The sequence below is a fragment of the Halopenitus persicus genome, from assembly GCF_900107205.1.
GTDB lineage: Archaea > Halobacteriota > Halobacteria > Halobacteriales > Haloferacaceae > Halopenitus > Halopenitus persicus.
The window spans coordinates 1-16,205 of sequence record NZ_FNPC01000015.1; the positions used below are offsets into that span (position 1 = coordinate 1).

The following is a 16,205-nucleotide window of genomic DNA, read 5'->3' on the forward strand; positions in this document are numbered from 1 at the left end:
CGAGCAACGGCGATCGAATTCGCTCGACACGGTGCATCCGTCGTCATCGCTGATGTTGACGACGACGGCGCAGCAGAAACCGTCGATCTGATTAGAGACGACGGTGGTGAAGCAGTTGCCGTTCATACCGACGTGACCGATATGGATGATGTCGACGGAATGGTTACAACCGCCGTCGACGAATTCGGAAGCCTCGACTACGCAGTCAACAATGCCGGTATCGGCGGCGCTCAGGCACCGGCTGGCGACCTTGACGAAGCAGAGTGGGAACTCACTATCGACATCAATCTCAATGGTGTCTGGCGGTCACTCCGTGCAGAAGTTGATCAGATGACCAGCCAGGACGACGGTGGCGTAATCATCAATATGGCGTCCGTCCTTGGTCACGTCGGGTTTCAGAATGCCTCGGCGTACGTGACCGCAAAACATGGTGTCCTCGGACTGACGAAGACAGCAGCGTGGGAATACGCCGATGATGACATTCGCGTCAACGCTGTGTGCCCTGGATTCATCGCAACAAACATGCTTGATGAAGGCGGTATTACTTCTGATGAAGAGCTCCGTCAAGAGATTGCCGGCCGACATTCACAGAACCGTCTTGGGGAACCGGAAGAGATCGCTTCGGCAGTCGTGTGGCTCTGTTCAGATGCTGCCTCATTTACGAACGGAGAGCCACTGACTGTCGACAGCGGCTACCGAGGTATTTGAATTGGAGACACAGATCAACGTCACACAAGCGGCGGGTTGAATAGAGTTGAAAGGTGAGGGGTCAACAGATCGAATGGTCTATACTCAGCTTCGGCCGCCTCACCAACTAGCGGTTGCATCAGTTCGGGGATGAAAGCCTGCTAAGCCCCCTGAGTGAGTGAAAAGGTACTGGATAGTCAATGGTCGATGATTCAGCAATGTCTCTGAATTCGTGGCTCTGATTGACCTATCTACCAAGGACGCACTATCGTGAAAGACGAAATAGGTATGACCGGATCTGTTGCAATACTCAGGAGATGACACGTTTTGGACTGGTGTGTCTTGAACACGGCAGGCTACTCTGAAATCTGGAAACGTTCTATCTCATCTGACCCACATTTAGGACACTCGTCTGCGCCTGACGCAAGAGTCTCACCGCACTGGCGGCATTCCACGACTACCTCTGTCTCGTCACCGGGCAGTAGCCGAGTCAGTACTGCGCGGACACTCATTGGGTTCCGAAGTTTTGGTGGCTGTGAGTTAATGCTACTGGTAATCAGTATCCCCCGGAAATCCGGTGCGTTCGACCCGTAAAGCTGCCAAAAGCTTATCTTGAAGGCCGATTGACATTCGTTTGGAAGGACCGCTGTCACACGCTCCTTCCACCCCCTTTCTATGAATGCTGACAAATCGTTCCTCGGTCGCTGTCCGGAATGTGGTGAGGACATCTCGGAAGCGTGGGTTCTTGTTGAGTACCAGAAGGACGACGGCACCGAGGGCGTGTGGACCGAGTGTCCAGCGTGTGAGGACGTTGTAGCCCCCGAATAGTCCCAGACAGCAGAGTAAAGTGTTCTTCGTCGCGTATCCGGAGTAAGACCTACAAATGGAGATTTCAGAGCAACTTCGCTGTCTGTTCTCGGGCACGGTCGAAGAGCGTAATGGGTCATATGTGGTTGAGGTACCGGAACAAGAACTCCGTCTTGGCGACCTACAAGCAGACGAAACGTACCGTGTGGCTGTTCTGCCAGGACCCGCAACCAACGAGGCCAACAACACTGCCACCGATCCACAGCCCGAGCAACCACCGCAGAAACCCCCTGTCGAGAAAGGGGAACAACGTACCGTCGAAATCGAAGACATTGGTGAGCAAGGTGACGGAATCACCCGTGTTGATCGCGGGTTCGTCGTTATCGTTCCCGACACTGAACAAGGCGAACGCGTCACTATCAAGATCATTGATGTGCGCGAGAATGTCGCCTTCGCAGAGGTTGTTGAGCGGGTAAGTTACTACGAGTAGTTGAATCGCTAACCCTCTTCGTTACGATCGTCGGGATGATTCTGGAGAGTGAACCCCGTTCCGACTAGTCATCTGTCGCCGACACCTGCTCAAAACGCGCTGCACACCAACCCACCGATCTGGCCGCAGTCATCGGATTCGCCAGAGCAGATAATTCCTACAAAGAGCACTATCACAGGCGTAAAATATATTATTATACAGCAAACAGAACCACACTATGATATATCAAGAATGGGGGAAGATCTGAATGGGAATTATACGTGACATCTTTCTTCTACAAGCGTTGCGGGATTCTGGAAAAAAGAAACTTGCCGAGAGAGATTCTGATGGGAATTCGGTGTGTGGGGGATGTCGAACACGGGTTAAAGAGTCGGCGACGAGTTGTCCGAATTGTACAGCCGATTTGTATACAAAACGAGGAAAGTTCGGGCGTCGAATAGGTACGTTCTTTGGGCTCTCGTTTCTTCTGATGGCATACTTACCCCCCGGAGAAGGACTAGGTGTTGGGCTACTCGGGTCGATAATTCTTGCACTACTGGGGCCTCTTCTCCTTTATTTAGCGATCCAATGGTATCGTAAACGTCCAGTCCGAGAGATGAACGTTCGAGGCCAGCTTCCGTTTTAAACCTCTTTGATAGCGTTGAAGATATTGGTCTCCCGCGAGTATATAAACCAACGCGAACCAGCGTTAGTATGCTCGCTGACAGCGATAAGCACCCGTCAATATACCTGTCACACATCTCGATCAACGGTGAGTCTGAGACTTTAGCATGGTCTGGAGCACACAAGGCGCGAGCATACATCGAGGATCGCGTCCCGGGCGGTGTGGATAACTGGGACACCGAGCTTAGTGATCACGTCCAGTTGCGGCGAGCACTGATGATGACATTGTAGCCCGTGTAGAGCGTATCAAGATTGCTGACCCGGCTTCGCTCGCCAGTACGATTGAAAAATATCCCTCACCGCGGCAGATTATCGATTTGGAGCTACCTGATGACTGTGAATAATTTAGTTGCTGTTTCAGAGCGGCTGGAGTGTTCTGCCGATCAAATCACCTGATGAGTTCCTTGACTGGTTGAGAGAGCCGCCAGCTGGCGTTGAATTGGGTGGACGGGTGAGTGAAGAAACGGCAACGGACACGAATGAATCTGAGAGCGGCAGTGGGGTGCTTGGCCGTGTCCGAGGATTGTTCAGTTGACGCTCCTAAACCAATACCGGAAGCTCGGCCGAACGCGCAGACAGAATTACCGGAGCGAAGCACTCACGTCGAAAAGCCGCGTGGGAAGGGGACTCGCCGGGGGGACGACGAACCAAATTCGGTTGTCAGAGGCACACGATTTGGGTTTCCCGCGCGGCAACTGATCATTTTATTTAGAGCTTATTAACCTTTCTTCGAATGATGTCAAGCTACCATACCACAATATGGATACACCGGCGGTATTGACCGCAGGTGAGTTATAACCCTCACCGATATGAGAATTCAACAGATCCGATACTCATTCTACCCTCTGTATTTTATACACCTCTTGTAACAAGTTACAGGAAAATCAAGGCTGCCACGATACGTGTATTTCCTGTATTGACCACAACCGGGTCAAGACGCGTCACCTACTGAGAGTTTCAAAGAGCTGTTTCGGTGGAAGTCACCAATATATGGAAGCGGCTTTGTTGAAATTCTTGGTCGCTGATAGTTCGTCGAGGCCGTGCTACATACAGAGCGCGGGTATATCACCAGAAATATTATCAAATTCAAATAGTGTTCGTTCGTGGCTGCTGAATATAGAGGAGAAATTTATCACTTATACTCTTAATAAACCAGTTATGGGGCTATTTGACTCACCTAGTGGTGCTTGCCACTTTTGCCGAGGGAAAGTGGAAGAAGGGAATGGGATGTACTGTGATACCTGCGATACGTTTGTCCATACAGACTGCCTGAGACGCAATAATCTTCTCAAAATTGAAAAGAAGAGATTGAGGTCAAATAGAGTAACTGTGAAATGTCCTGGCTGCGGTGAAACTAATACTGTCTATTGACTATCAATTGAGTAGTATGGATCCCCCAAATAAAAATAAAGCGTTGTGTGGGCTACTAGTAAGAATGAGATCCGAATCAGAAGATACTGACGATCAAAATTAGGATCGCATATGACCAAATTTCATAGAATACCGCTATCACGACGGCGATACGTCCAGACAATTGGTGCGATAGTAGCTGTCGGGAGCGGACTCACAAATATCGGAACTGTGGCAGCAGATAGTGGAGACGAGATCTGGTCTTTTGAAACCGAGGATAGGATCAATAGTTCACCAACGGTAGTGGACGGAACTGTTTTTGTAGGGTGTGATGATAGCAATCTGTATGCGATAGATACGGGAACAGGCGAACAAGAGTGGGTCTTCGAGACTGGAGATGGTGTCGTAAGTTCGCCTACAGTCGTAGATGAGACCGTCTATGTCGGATCCAACGATAACCACCTGTACGCAGTAGATGCAGTAGCAGGCGAACAAAAATGGGCTTTTGAGACTGACGACAGGATCAATAGTTCACCAACAGTAGTAGAACAAACCGTCTACGTCGGATCCTACGATAACAATTTGTATGCAGTAGATGCAGCAACGGGTGAACAAAAGTGGGTCTTTGAGACAGACGGTGGTGTCTATAGTTCACCAACAGTAGTTAACGGGATTATCTACGTCGGATCATGGGACGATAATTTGTATGCAGTAAATGCGACGACAGGTGATCAAGAGTGGGTCTTTGAGACAAACGATAGTATCGATAGTTCACCAACGGTAGTGGACGAAACTGTCTATGTCGGTTCTAATGATAAGCATCTGTATGCGATAGATACGGAAACAGGCGAACAAAAGTGGGCTTTTGAAACTAATTATGGTATTGAGAGTGTTCCGACTGTGGCGGATGGCACTGTCTATGTAGGAAGTAGGAAAACCTTGAGTACTGATGGTGGAACATTATATGCGATAGATGCAGCGACAGGCGAACAAGAATGGATCTTTGAATCACCTGGGGTAACCACTGCCCCGATACCTAGTTCGCCGACAGTAGCTGACGGGACGGTCTATGTTGGAACTGATAATCGGACTCTATATGCTGTAGATGCAGCGACTGGTAGTCAAGAGTGGGTTTTTCGATCTGAGGGAGCCATAGATAGCTCACCTATTGTGGTGGATGGAACCCTCTATGTTGGGAGTGATGGTGGGTTTGCAAAAGGGAACCTGTTTGCAATAGAAACGGATTCTCAAGGATCAAGTGAGGATTCTCGGGTGATGCTTGGTGTATTAGGCCATCATAATGATTGGAGATACTCCGGGCAGCAAATCAATGCTCCCCCCACGGCATCAATTCGAGTTGACGCCAATCGCCCTACTGTGGACGAACCAGTAATATTTGAGGGGACTAATTCATCGGATCCTGATGGATCTCTTACCAGCTACGAGTGGGTGATTGATGACACAGTACACAGCGGAGAAACGGTTGAATATGTTTTCACTAGTACTGGGACATTTTCTGTTGAACTGACTGTTACTGATGATGACGGTGCGACGGACACCACGACAACCTCAGTTACGGTCAAATCAGCAGAAATCAATAATGGCAGTAGTGCTATAGATGAATCCGATAGCGATGGAGAGGCCGATAATCAAAACGAGAGTAATGAGAATTCCAGTACCGGGCTAGGTTTTTCTATTGTGATAGCTGGACTTGGTAGTATAGCAGCTGGACTTGGTGGTCTGGCCTACCTACTCAAAAAGCGGTTGAACGACGAATAATAAGTTAACAAGATTGATGCTGTCTTTGCGCTTTGTATGCAGCAGCCGCTTTCTGACAGCATCTGGAGAGAACAAGCCACGCGATGATAGACCCAGACTCTATAGTCAGCACGCACGCCAAAACATATCACCACTCAAGGATTTCAACAGAGCCAATTTAAGCTATTCTGGATAGGTTTACTGAAATTGGCATATTACGGGTCGGGTGCATTACCAGCAAATTCCTCTCGCCGATCATTCACCCTGTCTTGCCACTTATTGCATAAATAAGGACAGCTACGATATCGAATGCCTCATCCCGTGAGAGCACCACACGACTGCCGAACTCACGGTCCGTGAATATTATCTCACGCACTCTACGTTTTATGTTATTGATCCATAGGATAGACAAGTACTATTATAAACCATATTTATACACTATATATGCTGATCGCCTTCGATACCGTTCGTGGAGTCGTTGTTGCTGGTCCAGAAACCCTACCAGATATAGAACCTCGATCATCCGAGGCATATGAACGAATACTGACCGACGGCGGAGTCAGAACACAATGTTCTACACCACCTCGGCCTGCTCCCGAGCACAATTCCCAGCATAAGGATACAGGAGACGTGTTTGGTGATAGCAGGGATTCACGGTATGAGTGCGTTGTTTGTGGTGAACCCGTCACCCGAAATCGAACTAATGTTCGAAAGCAAGAGGCAGATCAGTTCGAAGACGTATTTAGGTGGTTCGAACATACTAACAGAGACGCGGATTGTTTTGGCGATGGGTCGATGGGGGCTTCACACCGGGCAGCAGTCGAACTCTCTGCACGTCGACTCGCTCGTGCTTCTCGGCAACTAACCCGTGACTGGATCTCGGATGATCGAACCAGTTCCGTGCCACGTATCGAACCAGAAAGACGTGTGACTGCCCCAAGTAACGACCAGTGGATCGAAACAGACCTGCATCTGAGGTCTCCACCTATTGCAGTTGAGGTGTTCTCTGAGATTAGTCAACTCGATCTCAGCCGGCGTCTCACGGTACTGTTTGATGCCGGGTACGATGCGTACCTCGTGTTTGACGTTGACGGGCGGTACAATCCAAGTGAAATCGAGGTGTGGTTGCAGGATTTCGCAACGGTACCAGTTCGGGTTGGTCGGTTCGACAAAACACGTGCTGTATCGGGCGATCTGTCGTCATTAACACTTGGCACTCGATTATCGGAGAGTGTGATTGATCCCAGTGCGTTAACAGACTCTAACGTACCTGTGTTTCTCCAGTAAGGTATCACCTGGCGGTTCGCTATCTGAGTTAGAGTGCTATCAATAATGCGTAATTTTGCGAAAAACCACTATTTAAGTGGGTAAATCACAACTCGTTGAGTACCGGGAATCGACTCCATCGAAACGAGTCACGGGTGCTGAGACACCCGCAGACCCGGGCTGCCAATCATGACAGCAAACACGGATACAACCCGCGACCCTAATAGCAGTAACGATCAACCGAGAACCACCGACACTGGCGATGAATCTGGTTCACGTCTTGCGGACTTAACCACGAAACAACAAGCCATAATCATCGCCACACTAGAACACCCGGACGAACCCGCAGTCTCTATTGCTACGCGTGTCGGAACCGCACAATCCTACCCATCCCAAGTCGTTGATACCCATAGAGATGTGCTCGACGCGCTACGGAAACAACTCGAAATCGGTGATGGCGTAGTCGACGTGATTGAACGAGAGCTCAGCGAGCAAGACATAATCGAAATTGTCGACTGCGGCCTGCTTGACCAGGTTAACACGGGCCTCATCGAGAAATACACCGGCCAGAATGGAAGCAACAGTAGAGGGGGTACAGCAGATCTGAATAATGCTAGTGATGGAGACAGTATCCCCGCTGATCGACCTGTCACGAGTCAGCGTTCGTTTATGTCCGCCGCTCCAGACGACACTCAAACCCGCGATTCCAGTACGTGTGACGGTGACTCCGAAACGAACAATATCGGAATCAAGCAAACCACACCTTCTCAGACAAACCCGGACGTAGATACGAACAGCGGCTCTGACGACTATCCAGAAGGTACCAAGTCCAAAGGTAGCGTAGATGAAGAGGAATTACGGCAGTGGTATAATGCGTTGACAGAGAAGCAGCAGGCAATTGTTGATGTAATCGTGGAGAACCCGGATCTAACGGATACACGCATCGCAGAGCTTGCTTCTGAAAAGCTTCCGAGTGGTGAATCTGTCAGTCGTGCTTACGTTTCTATGATACGGTCAGAGGACGCAGCTTTTCTCGGAACTCTGCAAGAGCGCAAGAGTGAGTCACGGATCGAATCCGATTCTAAAGGCGATGGTAATTCGGAAATTCGAAGTGAGGATACCGAACAGAACCAACACAGAATTGCCGCTTCGGACAAGAAAATTCAGTCACAGCGTACTTCAATACCTATCCAGGAACTCAGGCGTGTTCGTGATCGGATTGCCTTCACTGCGGGTGTGATTGAACAAGAATACGCACTTACCCAGGACAGAATGGACAGAAGCGATGAAATCATCCCGTCAAAAACTCACGTCGCTGGAACTGTAGCGTTTGCCAGGCAAACACTCGCTGAAATAAACGAACTCCTAGAACACGAAAAGTAACAACCTCAACTCCAGTATGAGTGTCTGGTGAGTGTTCAAGTAATTTCACATACCCGCTTCGTCGGCAGTCTCACCGTCTATATCAATCCCCTCTGAGATGCTAAGTCCATGCCGGTCCGCACGTGCACGGGCCTGTTCGTATACTTCTCTTCGCTGGATAATCCGGTATGCCGTCGCGTACGCAACGTCTGTCTTTTCCTCGATCTCTCTGTAACTAATGCCGTCGTTTCGAAGTGCTAACACGCGTTCCACGTCGCACCACTCACCTGGGTCCGGCACGAGCCTCTTTCCGTACTCTTCAGTCACGCCGAACTTCAGCCCGTATGGGGCTTCCCCCATCCAGTATTCGTTGTCTTGCCGGGCTTCAGTAACTTCCAACCCCTTCTCAATCTCTTTGAGTTTTTCTTGATGAGCTGCGGCTGCCTGTAGGATCTCGATCGCCGCATGCATCGGATCCGCTAAGTCCAACTGTCCATCCAACACGGTGTGTAGTTCTACGTTGTACTCGCGGAAATCCGGGATAAGACGCATCACCTCGTCAACGTCCCGGGCGATCCGGCGCTTGTCGTGCAGTACGACCACATCCAGATCGTCGTCATCACGAAGCCGCTGCTTGAGTTCACTGTATTCATCGCGGGAGCCGTCCCATCCGGAAGCCTGCTGGCCATCATCGTAGATCCGATCTAGCTTCAGGCCGTGTTCATCACAATACTCCCGGATGTTCTGCTTTTGATTTCCTAAGCTCGTGTCGCTCTTTTGACTGAGTCGTGTATAGCCGATTGCGGTCTGTGTCATAGTCTGTCCACTTACTCTAGGTCAAGTCATTCGGAGTCTGTGTTCCGAAGTCCCTCAATGTGCTTCATCAACCGGTCAGCACGTCCCACTTCTGTCCTTGTGAACGGGAACGAGATGCCAAACCATAGGCACCCACAGTGTTGCCCGTTCTAGATCCTCTCATTCAGTCATCTTTCACTGCCATTTCGAGCTTTTCCGAACTGACTACATCCCACTCAACTGTCTCACCTGCGAGATCCATCGCGTCTGCGAGCGCTTTGGGGATGGTTACCTGGTACTGTCCTTCGGAGTTCCGAGTGACGGTTGTTGTCGTGGTTTTCGGCATCGTTCTAAGTCACCCACCAACAATATTGATTTGAATGTTTGATCTAATAAGGGAAGTCCCTGTTTCAGGGGTGCCGGCCCCTGAAACGCCCTGCCCAGGAACCGAACCCGGTCAAGGCACCAGCCGGGCGTTAATCAAACGTGTTTGAAATGACTGCACTCCCGGCATGCAACGAAACTACGGCCGGGCTCATCACCGAAACTTGGACTGTAGAATTTATCCATCACCCCAGCACAACCCGTCTCTGAATCGCACGGTTTGAACCCGACAATAGTGATGTGGCAGTCATGGTCATCCCACGTCGGGTGGTGCTCTGCTTCTATCTTATGCTTGTTATCAGTATGCTCCTCGCACCACCACTCACCGTACTGTTTCCGCAGACTTTCGGTGGATCCGCACTCGGTACAGTCCCTATCACGCTGCATATTTTGATTCTGACCTGAGGTGTTCTGTGTCATGATAGGTTGTTCACCTGAGGCCCTGCCGCGGAATCGAACCGCGGTGCGCCGTCAGTCCAGGGGAAACGCCTGCTCCCGCAGTCTACGCGTCTACTCGGGCGTCGGCTCGCCGTACGCGTCGTACAACTCCAGCACGAACTCGATACCGTGCGCTGAACCGACCGACTCACCACACGCGGTGCACTCCACGTCCGGGATCTTCTGTTGTACTGGCGCTTCCGGACGAGCGCCCGGTGCCGGGCCGAGACGCGTCGTGAACTTCACATTGTCCCGTGCAGCGAGTCGCGCACCACACGGACACGTTTCACCGGTCACCGGTTCCACGTCCCTGATGTCCGCCACGACCGGGTACTCCGTCCCATCACCGGGGCCGTGCATCGATGGATCGACATCAAGCGGGTACAGCCACACGTTCGTCTCCGCTCCAATTTCCGCGGTCCACGCGTCACCGCGGTACGCAACTGTGTCGCCTTCCTCGACCGGCGACTCGTCCAGCACACGGCGTCGCCGGTCGGATGCGCAGAACGAGCACCACAGTCCACCTTCCGTCACTTCACGACTGTTCCCGCATTCCGGGCACCCCATGCAGTCCAGGCAGTAGTTGATGTGTGGCGATTCCATCGTGACCCCATCGCCGCAGTTCGCACAGTTGATTTCTACCATTAGTAATCTCGGACTTGCGTCCTGAAGCGCGTCGGCGGAATCGAACCGCTATGCGAGCACCAGCTACGCGCGTTAGTCGTCAGTACTGGGCAGCGATACGTCAGCCACCGAGTACAACCGCAGCACCGAATCCAACCCGAATATCGCACCGACAGATGCACCGCACTCACTGCACTTCGCCACCGGAATATGCTGCTGCGCCGAAGCGGGCTCCCGCACCCCTGGTGCCGGTGCGTGCTCCGTTCCGAACTCGACATCTTCCGGGCCCGTTAATCGCGCACCGCAGGCACAGTCCTTGTCGACCACCCCACCGTCAAAAATCTCGATGATGAATACGACATTGTTCCCGGGCCTGAGTTCCGCCGCTAGGTCACTGTCCGCTCCGTTGACCGTGTCGATTACCGTTTCAACGTCGTCGAATAACGTGCCCTGGTCAAATTTCATCTCTCCGATTAGGCGCTTACTCGGGTCGTTTCGAATCTCTTCTCGCCGGTCGTTGCGTATTGTGGTTTCGCTCGTCATTGGTCGGTTACTCATCTTGAGGCACGCCCAGGGGGACGATCCCTGGTTTCGCCGCTGCTCACGTGCGTTATGTTTTGGATACTATCGCTCCTGGATCCTGACCGGGACCGTGGTTCCGACCACTCGGTCTGGGCCAGCTCCGCGCGTCGGGAAAGTGATCTCGCCTACGTCCTCAATACAGGCGCGTACCTCGTTGCGCCAAACCTCTAGGGTTGTTTCGCGCCACTCGTCCCAGGTCGTGTCATCGTCAGCGTCACGCTCATAGATGTCCTTATCTTCGAGGTGGCCGGGGTATTTCGCCCCGCTGTGGACGTTGTGGTAGTACTCGCGTGAGTCTCGTCCGTCTGCGTGTCCGCATAGAAACGCTAGCGGATCAATATGGACCGGGACGGGATCTATATCATCAGCATATCGTGTCCCCGGTTCACTAAAGAATAGGTTCGCTTCGACGCTCCCGCGGAATGGCGGGGTGACGCGAAGTATGTATGTCCCGCGGTTGCTCTGTTTGTGGTTCCGCTGGATGCAGTCGGCTACGTCGTCGGGAGAGATGACGATCTCGTTAATGTCCGCTAGTGGGTGTTTAGTCGCTGATTCGTCGCCATTCGTGGTTGTTTCAACCATTATACCTGTGCTTGTAAAGACAAAGTCATAAACGCCCCCCGGCGATCTCTCCATTGCTCCGAGAACACGCACTCAAAACCTCGACTCTATTTTCATAATTAGCCGATAGCGACACTCCCAATGGGCTTAATCCTACTTGACGACCATCTGTTTGACCGACCTGCCGGGAATTGTGCGATTAGAGTACCGAACACTACATACTGGTAATCAACACCCCGCGATCCCTGTCAGAAATTCTACCACCGTTCCGTACCAAGGCTGTGCAGTCTAGTCTATTATACGGACATTCTGGGGATAGCTTTCTATGAGGGAGAGACCCCCCTCTCCCCCTACATATCATATCCCCCGGAATAGCCCGTATGAATATAGCCCAAACCAGAATCCGTTAACCGATCGAAAATTAGGACTTATCGATGACGAGTGCAGTTGCGTCAAGGAGCGGCGTGAGTTCTACTATCCCCGTGCAGTTGCTTGATCACGTCATCTCATACATCGTCAACATAAACCAGCTAATTTAACGCGAGGAAAACTGGGAGAACAAGCCTTCATCGATAATAACTGTAGGATTACCCACTATCGATGTCGGACTGTACTTTTCGAAGCGTATATGCAGACGTGTGTGTCTCTCTGACGATGTCTTCTTGGTTGATATTCCGATCATTCTGTGATGCGAGTGCGGCCCATAGTGCGCCAGCTGCGGCAGCTGCTGGTGTTCTCAAGAAATGTACCTCGTTGAGGAGATCAGCAGCATTATGCCGGGTTTCGGTATCTGCATCGAGTTTGTCTGTCCAGTGGTCAAGATAGGTTTGGGCGTCGGTCGGTGTAGTGTGTTCACCGGTAACGTGCTGTATCTTCTGTGATTCCCGGGCGATCAGCTTCTCTTTGGCGTCTGTGACTGCGGCGATTTCACTGATGGATCGAGGCTCATCGTGCAACTGACAGGCGACTCGGACCGCTGCGGCAACGCCCACGATGGATCCACGACCTGCTAAACTGGTTCGCTCGTATGCCCTGCCGAACAGGTCGATAATCGTCTTGACGACAGGTGGTGAGAGATCAAGTGTATCGGCGTGTTCGTCGATGAGGTCGTAGACCCTGTCAGTGTCAGTGACCGGGAGATCGTGAATCGGATCCGAAGACGGAATATTTGTGCTCATATATGATCGCTAGGCGTACGGTGTTAAATTCGGATTCCGTCCATCGTTGTGTTTGAGCCGTGGTGGCGTGTGAGCGACTATTTCTATTCCTGTAGTTAGTATCGTAGGAATGCGAGCCAGTCATAGTAAGCACACAGTTTGTGTAGATAAGGGGTGAATCCCCTCACCCGTCTATTACCCTATACACCTATGGAAAATTTCCTGGGTATTTACCTACTAAAGTACCACCAGTTACCGCCTCAGAAGCCTCGAAAAATTTTTTCGCAGGCTTAGCAACACTAAGGGAAATCACACACCCGCCAGAGGTATGTGTGTAAAAACTCTATGTCCATATATGAAAACAATAGTCACATCGAACACCTTGAGTGGGAAAAATCGAAAGTCGATCGATGGGGCACCTGCACCAGATTCGGTCCTACTTATTCCCCGAGAAGAAACCGGATGGATCCAATACACCGAAGAGGCGATCGACGTAATACCCAGTCTTGACCGCGGGGAGATTCAAGATGTTCAATGGAATTTCGATGAGACGAACGCCGCATACGACATCGTCCGTGCATCGCGGCGACCCAGAGAGTATTTGATGTGGATAGCGAGGGAGTGGTGCGACGACGTGACTGAGGCGATCGAAGCGGAGACTTGTACCCGCCTTATGACCCCGAATATCGAGGCACTCCCGCCACGAGCCATCGAGTATGCTGTCCAGCAGGACACTCACGTCATCGGTTTTAACGAGGGACTCACAATCCGTGGAGACTCCGTATTCGACGTACTCTCGGATGAACAGCGCCGCGCGCTCGGTATCGATGCTGAGGCGGATTCAGATGACACCGACATCAACGCTGAATCCCACGAGCAGGGCGACACCAGAGAGGAGCGCGACGGCGACGGCACTGGAACTACCGAATCCGAACTGGACACCGAACCCGATACCGAGGATGATCAGCGGCAGGATCCGGACAAGGACAGCGTTGACGAACTCTCCGGGGAAGAGCTCCTCGCCGGAATCGATTGGGATGCTGGCCGCCCGCCGATTGGCTGCACCAGCGAAGCAGGGACTCTGAAACCTGACGACAACTACACTGACGTAAGAGACGCTCTCCGCCGAGTAGCTCGCGGCGAAATGAGTCAGTCAGCTGCAGCTGAAAGACTCGATTGCACAAGGAAAACAGTCGCTAATGCTCTGCAGCGCCCGCACTTGTACGGGGTCGATCCCGAGCAAGTGTGATCGGGGCAAATAGACTTGTCCACACCGAGTATAAACCCATCACCACCGAACCCTGCTAATCAAGGATTGGACTCTCCAACCCACACGTCGCCGCCGTCGCTTTCAACGAGCGACCGCACAGATACAACTCGATCCCTGTTTCCTCACTGTCGAGGCGCTTCTCGCTTTTCGGGATAATCGCCTCTTACCGTGTGTCAGGTACTCCCGGGCCATATTCGGAATGTCTATCTCTAAGCCATCTGACCTTTACTCGTGTTACGTCGATCCGAAGATGGGAGTTGAAACGTTAAGATAGTTCCTTGTGGTTCGTTGTCAGCGATCGTAAGTTCACCACCGAGTGTCGTTGCTACCCATTCCATCAACCATAATCCAACCCCGAGACTGTGATTCAGAGGTGTCTCCTCTCCCGACTCAATTACATCGCGTTCATCTTTGGAGATCCCCGGTCCGTTGTCGGCAACAGTAATCTGCACTTGGTCATTAGCCGGATCTCGACAGACTGTGATCTCAACTTTGGGAGATGACTGTTCGGTATGTTCGATCGCGTTTTCGACTGCCTCATCAAGTGCCAGTTCAAAGAGGTCTGCATCGGGAATCTGAATACTCGACTCACCATCTATTGTTACTGAGATTCCCGAGTCGGGATACTTGGTTTGATACGTCTCTATAAGAGTCTCTATATCAAGTTGATCCCATGTCTGCTGTTCCTCTGTTGGATCCCAGATCGCGCGAATGTCTGTAGTTCGCTCAGCGATCTTTTGCATCGCTGCAGCTTGCTCTCGAATTGCAGAGACAGACGCTTGCCGGGCATCAGGATCTAGGTCTTCATCTTCTAACAGTTCTGCGTGACCGTCGATCACATTAAGGGAGTTTCGCAAGTTGTGCCGTAAGACCCGGTCGAGCACGTCTAACGTTTGCTCTGTGAGCACCTTGTCGGTGATGTCCTGCTCAATACCCACGAAATGGGTAATATCTCCTTGTTCATCCGAAACCGGAATGATCTTCTGTTTAACCTCGAATAGTTCGCCGTGTTTGGTTTGATTCGTCAGTTGTGCGTCCCAAACTTCACCGGCCGTGATTTGGTCCCATAGCTCTGCGTAGAACGCCTCATCTTGTTGGCCGGATTTGAGAATTCGTGGATTGAGTCCAGTTGCCTCTGCAGCAGAATAACCAGTCAACCGTTCGAAGGCAGGATTAACATATTCGATTGTCCCTTCTGGATCAGTGATCAGTATCGCTTTGTCAGATCCTTCAGCTTGTTCTTTGAAGAGTGTGAGATCTTGTTCGTACCGTTTTTCAGCGGAGATGTCCTGTTGGTAGCCTAAATAATGGGTAACGGTTCCTGATTCAGACCTCATCGGAACGATCGTGACGCGGTTCCAGAACATCGAGCCGTTCTTTCGATAATTCCGCAGTTCGACTGTAACTGGCTCTTCGGCGTCGATTGCTGCCCGCATCTCAGCCACTGGCTCCTCACGTGTAGCATCTCCCTGTAGAAATCGACAGTTCTGGCCGAGAATCTCGTCCCGAGAATAACCAGTGAGATCGCAGAATCCGTCGTTTACATAGATGATTGGATTGTCGGGTTGGGATGGGTCTGTGATCGTTATGCCGATTGGGGCCTCGTCCATTGCGTGATCACGGAGCAGACGACCAGCTGGCGAATCTGCGCTATCGATTGGGAATACAGATGTCTGAACCTGCTGGGTCCCGTCCCATTTGACTAGGGAACTTACTGCGATAACGCTCTGGTGTCGGTCGGTAAATGTCTGGAATTCAATAGCAAGCCCAAACGCGGGTGTGTCGTTACTTTCGACTCGTGTTACTTGCTTATGGAGCGAAGAATGATAATCCGGTGTCACGAGATCCGTCAGTGACATCCCGATGAGCTGTTCTTGTGACTCCGCACCGATGAGCGTACAGAATGCGGGATTTGCATAGACGATCTCCATACCCGAGTGAATGAAAAACACTTCAGAGGGAGAATCAGATGTCATATGTGGTGTAATTAATCAGTTGATATAGTCTCCTC

Annotated in this window: 13 protein-coding genes; 6 read left to right on the top strand and 7 right to left on the bottom strand. The window is 51.3% G+C overall.

Annotation, left to right across the window (positions count from 1 at the left end):
* The 5 genes from BLV25_RS15590 to BLV25_RS17065 all read left to right on the top strand — a co-directional run.
* On the top strand, window positions 1–708 hold a 708-nt coding region (locus tag BLV25_RS15590; RefSeq protein ID WP_143114497.1), incomplete at its 5' end, for an SDR family oxidoreductase.
* A gap of 654 nt (window positions 709–1,362) precedes the next feature.
* Window positions 1,363–1,515, top strand: a complete 153-nt coding sequence (locus BLV25_RS17570) for a DUF7837 family putative zinc-binding protein (RefSeq protein WP_176819519.1) — start codon at window positions 1,363–1,365, stop codon at window positions 1,513–1,515.
* A gap of 55 nt (window positions 1,516–1,570) precedes the next feature.
* The gene (locus tag BLV25_RS15595; RefSeq protein WP_176819520.1) at window positions 1,571–1,984 is read left to right on the top strand and encodes a TRAM domain-containing protein; all 414 of its coding nucleotides are present in this window, start codon (window positions 1,571–1,573) and stop codon (window positions 1,982–1,984) included.
* A 2,145-nt stretch (window positions 1,985–4,129) separates the two neighbouring features.
* The gene (locus tag BLV25_RS15610; RefSeq protein WP_092735151.1) at window positions 4,130–5,776 is read left to right on the top strand and encodes a beta-alanine-activating enzyme beta-propeller domain-containing protein; all 1,647 of its coding nucleotides are present in this window, start codon (window positions 4,130–4,132) and stop codon (window positions 5,774–5,776) included.
* A gap of 1,434 nt (window positions 5,777–7,210) precedes the next feature.
* Window positions 7,211–8,404 (top strand): hypothetical protein, encoded by a 1,194-nt coding sequence (locus BLV25_RS17065; protein ID WP_143114498.1) that lies wholly within the window; start codon window positions 7,211–7,213, stop codon window positions 8,402–8,404.
* A gap of 45 nt (window positions 8,405–8,449) precedes the next feature.
* Here the strand turns inward: BLV25_RS17065 and BLV25_RS15625 are convergent, their stop codons facing one another.
* From BLV25_RS15625 to BLV25_RS15645, 6 genes are all read right to left on the bottom strand, one after another.
* Complete coding sequence (locus tag BLV25_RS15625) at window positions 8,450–9,199, bottom strand: recombinase family protein (protein WP_092735160.1); 750 nt, start codon at window positions 9,197–9,199, stop codon at window positions 8,450–8,452.
* Between the two features lie 163 nt (window positions 9,200–9,362).
* Window positions 9,363–9,524, bottom strand: coding sequence for an AbrB/MazE/SpoVT family DNA-binding domain-containing protein (locus BLV25_RS17070; protein ID WP_143114499.1), 162 nt, complete (start codon window positions 9,522–9,524; stop codon window positions 9,363–9,365).
* Between the two features lie 548 nt (window positions 9,525–10,072).
* The gene (locus tag BLV25_RS15630) at window positions 10,073–10,645 is read right to left on the bottom strand and encodes a hypothetical protein (RefSeq protein ID WP_143114500.1); all 573 of its coding nucleotides are present in this window, start codon (window positions 10,643–10,645) and stop codon (window positions 10,073–10,075) included.
* A gap of 72 nt (window positions 10,646–10,717) precedes the next feature.
* Window positions 10,718–11,089, bottom strand: coding sequence for a hypothetical protein (locus tag BLV25_RS15635; protein ID WP_143114501.1), 372 nt, complete (start codon window positions 11,087–11,089; stop codon window positions 10,718–10,720).
* Window positions 11,090–11,248: 159 nt separating this feature from the next.
* Entirely contained in the window at window positions 11,249–11,788 is a 540-nt protein-coding gene (locus BLV25_RS15640) for a hypothetical protein (RefSeq protein ID WP_092735169.1), read from the bottom strand.
* A gap of 566 nt (window positions 11,789–12,354) precedes the next feature.
* Window positions 12,355–12,945 (bottom strand): transcription initiation factor IIB family protein, encoded by a 591-nt coding sequence (locus BLV25_RS15645; protein ID WP_092735172.1) that lies wholly within the window; start codon window positions 12,943–12,945, stop codon window positions 12,355–12,357.
* 334 nt (window positions 12,946–13,279) lie between these two features.
* Here BLV25_RS15645 and BLV25_RS15650 point away from each other — a divergent pair, with 334 nt between their 5' ends.
* On the top strand, window positions 13,280–14,173 hold the full coding sequence (locus tag BLV25_RS15650; protein ID WP_092735175.1) for a helix-turn-helix domain-containing protein: 894 nt from the start codon (window positions 13,280–13,282) through the stop codon (window positions 14,171–14,173).
* A gap of 230 nt (window positions 14,174–14,403) precedes the next feature.
* Here BLV25_RS15650 and BLV25_RS15655 read toward each other — a convergent pair whose 3' ends face one another.
* Entirely contained in the window at window positions 14,404–16,170 is a 1,767-nt protein-coding gene (locus BLV25_RS15655) for a PAS domain-containing protein (RefSeq protein ID WP_092735178.1), read from the bottom strand.
* Window positions 16,171–16,205 lie beyond the last annotated feature (35 nt).

Coding starts and splice junctions, on each gene's coding strand:
- BLV25_RS17570 (WP_176819519.1), top strand. CDS start 1,363: ATGAATGCTGACAAATCGTTCCTCGGTCGCTGTCCGGAATGTGGTGAG.
- BLV25_RS15595 (WP_176819520.1), top strand. CDS start 1,571: ATGGAGATTTCAGAGCAACTTCGCTGTCTGTTCTCGGGCACGGTCGAA.
- BLV25_RS15610 (WP_092735151.1), top strand. CDS start 4,130: ATGACCAAATTTCATAGAATACCGCTATCACGACGGCGATACGTCCAG.
- BLV25_RS17065 (WP_143114498.1), top strand. CDS start 7,211: ATGACAGCAAACACGGATACAACCCGCGACCCTAATAGCAGTAACGAT.
- BLV25_RS15625 (WP_092735160.1), bottom strand. CDS start 9,199: ATGACACAGACCGCAATCGGCTATACACGACTCAGTCAAAAGAGCGAC.
- BLV25_RS17070 (WP_143114499.1), bottom strand. CDS start 9,524: ATGCCGAAAACCACGACAACAACCGTCACTCGGAACTCCGAAGGACAG.
- BLV25_RS15630 (WP_143114500.1), bottom strand. CDS start 10,645: ATGGTAGAAATCAACTGTGCGAACTGCGGCGATGGGGTCACGATGGAA.
- BLV25_RS15635 (WP_143114501.1), bottom strand. CDS start 11,089: ATGAAATTTGACCAGGGCACGTTATTCGACGACGTTGAAACGGTAATC.
- BLV25_RS15640 (WP_092735169.1), bottom strand. CDS start 11,788: ATGGTTGAAACAACCACGAATGGCGACGAATCAGCGACTAAACACCCA.
- BLV25_RS15645 (WP_092735172.1), bottom strand. CDS start 12,945: ATGAGCACAAATATTCCGTCTTCGGATCCGATTCACGATCTCCCGGTC.
- BLV25_RS15650 (WP_092735175.1), top strand. CDS start 13,280: ATGAAAACAATAGTCACATCGAACACCTTGAGTGGGAAAAATCGAAAG.
- BLV25_RS15655 (WP_092735178.1), bottom strand. CDS start 16,170: ATGACATCTGATTCTCCCTCTGAAGTGTTTTTCATTCACTCGGGTATG.